General features: G+C 68.7%; 5 protein-coding genes. 1 reads left to right on the top strand and 4 read right to left on the bottom strand.

The window, feature by feature from the left end:
• Positions 1–45: 45 nt before the first annotated feature.
• The gene (locus ABZU75_RS44980; protein ID WP_355569206.1) at positions 46–2,139 is read right to left on the bottom strand and encodes an MMPL family transporter; all 2,094 of its coding nucleotides are present in this window, start codon (positions 2,137–2,139) and stop codon (positions 46–48) included.
• A 75-nt stretch (positions 2,140–2,214) separates the two neighbouring features.
• On the opposite strand from ABZU75_RS44980, the gene ABZU75_RS44975 reads away from it, so the two are divergent.
• Positions 2,215–2,685 carry a MarR family winged helix-turn-helix transcriptional regulator gene (locus tag ABZU75_RS44975; RefSeq protein ID WP_355569203.1) on the top strand — a complete coding sequence of 157 codons (471 nt, stop codon included), beginning with the start codon at positions 2,215–2,217 and terminating at the stop codon, positions 2,683–2,685.
• A 185-nt stretch (positions 2,686–2,870) separates the two neighbouring features.
• Here the strand turns inward: ABZU75_RS44975 and ABZU75_RS44970 are convergent, their stop codons facing one another.
• From ABZU75_RS44970 to ABZU75_RS44960, 3 genes are all read right to left on the bottom strand, one after another.
• Positions 2,871–4,220 (bottom strand): phytase, encoded by a 1,350-nt coding sequence (locus tag ABZU75_RS44970; RefSeq protein ID WP_355569200.1) that lies wholly within the window; start codon positions 4,218–4,220, stop codon positions 2,871–2,873.
• Positions 4,221–4,730: 510 nt separating this feature from the next.
• Positions 4,731–5,294, bottom strand: coding sequence for an ATP-binding protein (locus tag ABZU75_RS44965; protein WP_355569197.1), 564 nt, complete (start codon positions 5,292–5,294; stop codon positions 4,731–4,733).
• Complete coding sequence (locus ABZU75_RS44960) at positions 5,278–5,472, bottom strand: DUF5999 family protein (RefSeq protein WP_355569209.1); 195 nt, start codon at positions 5,470–5,472, stop codon at positions 5,278–5,280. The genes ABZU75_RS44965 and ABZU75_RS44960 overlap by 17 nt, the downstream gene beginning before the upstream one ends.
• Positions 5,473–5,505 lie beyond the last annotated feature (33 nt).

Below are 5,505 nucleotides of genomic sequence, written 5' to 3'. Positions count from 1 at the left end.
ACAGCCCTTCTGAGGGCTGTGCCGGGGGCGGGCGCCCGCCGGGTATCACCTTGACGCCCCGGTCAGTTCCCTGGAGGTCTGCCCTACCCCGGCACGGCCCAGGCGGCTGGGCCACCAAGCCCGCGTGTCCAGATCCCGTACCAGCGCCGGGACCAGCAGGGACCGCACCACCAGGGTGTCGAGCAGGACGCCGAAGGCGACGATGAAGGCTGTCTGGACGAGGAAGGCCAGGGGGATCACCACCAGTGCGGCGAAGGTGGCGGCGAGCACGACGCCCGCCGAGGTGATCACCCCGCCGGTGGTGACCAGCCCGCGCAGCACACCCTCTCGCGCCCCGCGGTGCGCGGTTTCCTCGCGCACCCTGGACATGAGGAAGATGTTGTAGTCCACCCCCAGCGCGACCAGGAAGACGAAGCCGTACAGCGGTACGGACGCGTCACTGCCGGTGAATCCGAACACATGCGTGAAGACCAGCGCGGAGACGCCGAGGGTGGCCAGGAAGTTCAGCGCCACGGTGACCACCAGGAGTACGGGCGTCACCAGCGAGCGCAGCAGGACGATCAGGATGAGCAGGATGATCGCCAGGACGACCGGGACGATGAGCAGCGTGTCGTTCTTCGCGGTCTCCGTCGTGTCGTATCGCTGGGCGCTGTACCCGCCGATCATGACACCGTTCTCGGCGGCGAGCGCGGCACGCAGGCGCTTGACCGTGTCCTGGGCGGCGTCGCCGTCCGGCGCGTCGTTCAACGTCGCCTCCACCAGCACGAGTCCATCGACGATCTTGGGGGTGTCGCCCGGTCGTCCGCTCCGGGTCACCGCCGCGGTGTCGGACACGCCCTCGACGCCGCGGGCCGTCTCCTCCACGGCCGCGGCACGCCCGGCGGGGACGACGACGACCGCGGGCTGCCCCGAGCCTCCGGGGAAGTGCTCGCTCAGCGTCGCCTGTGCCGCCACCGACGGCGCGTCGTTCACGAAGGTCTCGTCCAGCGGCACACCTCTGGCGTTCAGTTGCGGCGCGAAGAGGGCGAGGCCGATGAGAGGCAGGATGGTGGCGATCCAGAGGCGGCGCGGATGGCGGTCGACCAGGGTGGCCACCCGGCCCCAGATCCCGCGGGCCTCGGCGCCTGCCGGACGCGGCTTCGCCGGCCACAGGGCGGCGCGACCCAGCAGGACGAGAGCCGCGGGCAGGAAGGTGAGCGCGCTGAGGGCGGCGCACACGATGCCGATGGCGCCCACCGGGCCGAGTGCGCGGTTGTTGGTCAGGTTGCTGAGCAGCAGCGCGAGCAGAGCCAGGGCCACCGTGGCGGCACTGGCGACGATCGGCTCGAACGAGCGCCGGAGCGCGACGCGGCCTGCGGCGAAGCGGTCGCCGGTCGTGGCCAGCTCCTCCTGGAAGCGTGCGGTCAGCAGCAACGCGTAGTCGGTGGCCGCGCCGATGACCAGGATGAACAGGATGCCCTGCACCTGGCCGTCGACCCGGACGATGCCGCGGTCGGCCAGGAGGTACACCACGGCGCATGCCAGGCCCAGTGCGAAGACCGCGCCGGTGATGATGACGAGCGGCAACAGCAGGCTTCGGTACACCGCCAGCAGAATGATCAACACGGTGATCAGCGCTACCCCGAGAAGCAGGCCGTCGATCCCGGCGAAAGCGCCGGACAGGTCGGCCCGGGTGGCCGCCGGTCCCGCGAGCTGAGCCCGAAGGCCGTCGACCGCCACCGCCGAGCCGATCCGGTCCAGGGTCTCCCCGAGCGAGCCCTCGAGGTCGGGGCTGAGCTGGACCACGCCCCGCAGCGCCTGGCCGTCGTCCGATCCGATGGCGGGCGTGGGCGTCCCGACGACGCCCGCCGTGCCGCGCAGCGAGGCGAGCGTCCGGGTCGCCGCGGCGCTCTGCTCGGGAGCGATGTCCTTCCCGTCCGCGGTCCACACCACGATGAGTGGCTGCGTCTCACCCTGGCGGAACCTCTCCTGCACTTCCAGTACGCGCGTCGACTCCGCACTCTGTGGCAGGAACGCGGCCTGGTCGTTGGTGGACACCTCGGTGAGCTTGCCGGCGAACGGCCCCAGCCCTCCGCCGACGGCCAGCCAGACCAGCACCAGCAGTGCCGGAACAAGCCAGCGGATCGGTTGCCGCGCCATGAGATCACCTTTCCGCGATGTCATATAACTCTATTATTGAGATACTTAATTGTTGAGTTAATGTAGCATGACGGCATGAACGGCGATAGCGAGGTAGGCATCGACCTGCAGTCCTTCGCGGTACGACTGCGCCGGATGACCGCCGAGTTCAACCGCATCGCCCATGAGTTCGCCCACGAGCAGGGACTGCACACCACGGATGTCCAGGCCCTCATGAAGATCTTTGACGCTCCGTCGCCGATCACTCCAGGTCGGCTGCGGGAGGAGTTGAACCTCACGTCGGGTGCCGTCACCGCGTGCCTCGACCGGCTGGAGCGGGCCGGGCACATCCGCCGGGTTCGCGACGTGCACGACCGGCGCGTGGTCCACCTGCACTACCTCGACGCGGCGAAGGAATTCGCCGCGGCCTTCTTCGGTCCGCTCGGCCGTGGCACGGACAACGCCCTGCGGCGTTTCAGCCCGGAGGAGTTGCGCACCGTGGCAGCCTTTCTCGACGCTATGAACGGGGAACTTGGCGTGTTGCGAGCCGAGTCGGGTTCTTCCTGACCTTGTCTTCGAGTGCGCGGGCCGAACGGTTGCGTTGAGGTGCTGCAGAGATTCCGGGGGCTACCGGGGATCGACCGAGCGGAAAACGGAAACGCCTCGGGGACCATGCCCCGAGGCGTTCCGATTGAGATCTTTGTCAGCTGAGAGCGTCCCTGATTCGCGCGATCGGTCTGCGGCAGTCCGCCTCAGCGGAACCGCGGGTCGTTTCCGGCCTTCGTGGTCACCTTGAGCGACAGAGCGTTGGCGATCTCACCCCACGAGACATAGGAGAAGTTCGTGGCGTCGCGTTCGTCGTCGACGTCGGGCCCGGTCTCGGGCTCGTCGTGCGTGACCAGCAGGCCCTGGCGGTAGTCACCGACGGGACGGTTCGTCACGGCAAGCCCGTCGGAGCCGTTGACGTCGTCGGCTCCCTTGACGCCCTTGACCCGGAAGCTGCCCAGCGGAGCGTTCTTGCCCTGCCGGTCGTAGACCGCGAACGTGTCGTCTCCCTGGCTCGACACGATGACGTATCCGGTCGAGCCCGGGCCGTAGTAGATGTCGACGCCCTCGGCGTCAGCCGTGAGCCGGTTGCCGCCGAACCCCTTGGCCTTCGGGTCGATCGGCCGGCACTCTTCGGACTCCTTGTCGTAGGCGTCGTGGATGCCGAAGTCGGTGACCTTGTCGATGAGCGTCGGCTGCCCGCCCGAGCCGAGCGGCAGCCGCAGCCGCCACAGGCCGACATCCTCCTGCGCGGCATAGAGAACGCCCGACTTCTGGTCCACCGCGACACCCTCGAACTGCGGCAGTACGCCCGGCTCCTCACACGGGGACCAGGTCGAACCGTCCGGCAGCTTGAAGGTGCTCGGCATCGTCAGTTTCTTGACGTTCGTGTAGCCGAGCTTGCCGTCGATCTCGACGATGCGCGCGGTCGCGAGGGTCGTGGCACCTTCCTGGGTGACGACGGCATACGTCTCACCGCGCTTCGGCTGCCAGACGGCGAGTCCGTACGCCGTGTGCTCCTCGTCGACGGCTTCACGGTCAGGGTTGAACAGGAAGCGCTGATCAGCCGCGGTGACCTCGGTCAGCGGCGTACGCGCCGCGGCGCCGGCCGGGTCGATGACGAAGAACCGGAGCTGGTCGTTGTAGCGGTCCGAGACGACCGCGACATCGACCACGCGGCCGGCGAGCGTGATGTCGTAGGCGATGTCGACGTTGTTGTACCGGCCTTTGGCAGTGTCGGTCCGCGGGGCCTCGGTCGCGGCCAGTGACTGGAGCTCCCGGGATTTCATGTCGTAGACGCGCAGGCCCCCCTCCTTGGCGGTCACGATCACGATCGACTTGTGGGAGTCCTTCGGGTGGACCCAGATCGCGGGGTCGTCACCGGAGGCGTTGCCCCCCTCTTCGTCGTCATAAAGGGCAGGCGTCTCGTTGTCCGTCGTCACGACTGCGGGGTCGCCCCGATGCTCAACGGCGGGAAAGGCCGCCGCGGGGGAGGCGGCGAGCAGGGCGGCGGCAACTGTGCCAACCGACAGTGCGGCTTTCAGGATGTGAGTCACGTGTTCGAGCGTGCCCGACGAAGATTGCCGCGGATCTGACCGGTGGATAGCTGCCAGTTGAACTCTGGAACTCGTCATGTGGGGAGGACGTCGTCGGCTGCGGCCATGCCGCAGTGCGAGGTATCGGGGTGGGAGGCTGCCACTCAGGCTCGCATGGCGAGCAACGCCTTCCGGGCTGCGACGAGTGCTTCCTCTTCGGAGGCTCCGGTGTGCAGAGCGACCCTGGCGAATGTCGCTGCCTGCTCAGCCATCCGTTGACCAGCGCGGCCGCCGTCTCCGCTTCGCGCGTGGAGTAGACGAACCGTCGGCCGTCACTCAACGACAGGACGAGCGCCGCCGACGACACCCCAGCCCGCATCACTGTCGTCCAGCTTGTACCGCCCGGCGGGAGCTTCGCTCCTGGCCTCAGCGAATCGTATCCTCGGATACAGCGCCGTCCGGCGTAGGGCGGGTAGCCAGGGGACCCTCACCGTGGTCCCCGAGCCGTCGATCATCATCGCGGATGGCCGGTCAAGAAGCCTGACACGCCGGGTGGGCGGGCAACTCGAACCAGACGGCCTTTCCGGGCCTTCCCGTGCGCGTGCGGTCGGTGCCCCAGGAACGGGACAGCATGTCGACGAGGAGCAGCCCGCGGCCGTCCTCGTCGTTGTCGGGTTCCTCGCGCACCTGGAGCAGGGCCGGATTCTCGTCCTCGACCTCGCAGCGTAGCGTGCCCTCCCGGAAGGAAAGGGTGATGACCGGTACCCCCCGTCCGTGGAGCAGGGCATTGGTGACCAGCTCGCTGACGAGCAGTTCGGCGATGTCGCTCTCCCCGTCGTATCCCCAGTCGTTGAGCTGGGCGCGGACGAGATGCCGCGCCATGGGCGTTGACGAGACGTCGGGCGACAGGGTCCATGAGGCCTGCCGGATGCGCGCCGTGCGGACGGCTCGGGCCACGGGCTCGCCGAGTCCACGAAGGAGTCGCCGTAGCCGGTGCCATCCCCCCGGACGGCCGTTCCCCGGCAGGGCCGGGGAGGCCGACCGGCCGGGCGCCGCGGGACACCGGCGGCACGCGAGTTCAGGCCGCCTGCGCATAGGAATCCCGGTGAGCGGGGATGCTGCGCCCGTCGGGGAGAAGCTCGCCGCTGTCGTCGAACAGCACCACACCGTTGCAGAGCAGCCCCCATCCCTGTTCGGGATGGAACGACACGAGGCGGGCCGCGTCGTGATCAGGGGCGTTCGCGGGCGGGCACGGAGGCTTGTGCTGACACATGACCGTTACCTCGATCCTTGACGATCGCAGGAG

The sequence above is a fragment of the Streptosporangium sp. NPDC005286 genome (genome assembly GCF_040607515.1).
Lineage (GTDB): Bacteria > Actinomycetota > Actinomycetes > Streptosporangiales > Streptosporangiaceae > Streptosporangium.
The sequence above is the reverse complement of the archived record's forward strand: the minus strand, read 5'-3'. Positions and strand labels throughout refer to the sequence as shown.

What these genes read in the sequence shown, in the direction of transcription:
- ABZU75_RS44980 (WP_355569206.1), bottom strand. Translation starts at nt 2,139, where the DNA reads ATGGCGCGGCAACCGATCCGCTGGCTTGTTCCGGCACTGCTGGTGCTG.
- ABZU75_RS44975 (WP_355569203.1), top strand. Translation starts at nt 2,215, where the DNA reads ATGAACGGCGATAGCGAGGTAGGCATCGACCTGCAGTCCTTCGCGGTA.
- ABZU75_RS44965 (WP_355569197.1), bottom strand. Translation starts at nt 5,294, where the DNA reads ATGCGCAGGCGGCCTGAACTCGCGTGCCGCCGGTGTCCCGCGGCGCCC.
- ABZU75_RS44960 (WP_355569209.1), bottom strand. Translation starts at nt 5,472, where the DNA reads ATGTGTCAGCACAAGCCTCCGTGCCCGCCCGCGAACGCCCCTGATCAC.